The organism is Streptomyces sp. NPDC032126, from assembly GCF_055580085.1.
On the sequence record NZ_JBVIMA010000026.1, the window covers coordinates 1 to 1212 of the forward strand.

Consider the following 1212-nt stretch of genomic DNA (forward strand, 5'->3'; position numbering starts at 1 on the left):
TTTCCGGTGTATGTCAAGCCTTGGTAAGGTTCTTCGCGTTGCGTCGAATTAAGCCACATGCTCCGCTGCTTGTGCGGGCCCCCGTCAATTCCTTTGAGTTTTAGCCTTGCGGCCGTACTCCCCAGGCGGGGAACTTAATGCGTTAGCTGCGGCACCGACGACGTGGAATGTCGCCAACACCTAGTTCCCACCGTTTACGGCGTGGACTACCAGGGTATCTAATCCTGTTCGCTCCCCACGCTTTCGCTCCTCAGCGTCAGTAATGGCCCAGAGATCCGCCTTCGCCACCGGTGTTCCTCCTGATATCTGCGCATTTCACCGCTACACCAGGAATTCCGATCTCCCCTACCACACTCTAGCTAGCCCGTATCGAATGCAGAACCGGGGTTAAGCCCCGGTCTTTCACACCCGACGTGACAAGCCGCCTACGAGCTCTTTACGCCCAATAATTCCGGACAACGCTTGCGCCCTACGTATTACCGCGGCTGCTGGCACGTAGTTAGCCGGCGCTTCTTCTGCAGGTACCGTCACTTTCGCTTCTTCCCTGCTGAAAGAGGTTTACAACCCGAAGGCCGTCATCCCTCACGCGGCGTCGCTGCATCAGGCTTTCGCCCATTGTGCAATATTCCCCACTGCTGCCTCCCGTAGGAGTCTGGGCCGTGTCTCAGTCCCAGTGTGGCCGGTCGCCCTCTCAGGCCGGCTACCCGTCGTCGCCTTGGTGAGCCGTTACCTCACCAACAAGCTGATAGGCCGCGGGCTCATCCTTCACCGCCGGAGCTTTCAACCCTCACAGATGCCCGTGAGAGTGGTATCCGGTATTAGACCCCGTTTCCAGGGCTTGTCCCAGAGTGAAGGGCAGATTGCCCACGTGTTACTCACCCGTTCGCCACTAATCCACCCCGAAGGGCTTCATCGTTCGACTTGCATGTGTTAAGCACGCCGCCAGCGTTCGTCCTGAGCCAGGATCAAACTCTCCGTGAATGTTTACCGGTAATCCGGTGCAACACCACGAGAGCGGTGCGAGAGGAGGAATGATCCTCTCGCACACAGCGTCCTCGCTGTGTTATTTCAAAGGAACCTCGCCCCAGCAGATGCTGGAGACGGGGTATCAACTAATCTGGCGTTGATTTTTGGCACGCTGTTGAGTTCTCAAGGAACGGTCGCTTCCTTTGTACTCACCCTCTCGGGCTTTCCTCCGGGCGCTTCCCTTCG

At 57.7% G+C, this 1212-nt stretch carries 1 rRNA gene; it reads right to left on the minus strand.

The window, feature by feature from the left end:
• A 16S ribosomal RNA gene (locus ACZ5NW_RS37605) occupies nucleotides 1-981 on the minus strand; the annotation flags it as partial.
• Nucleotides 982-1212: the final 231 nt, after the last annotated feature.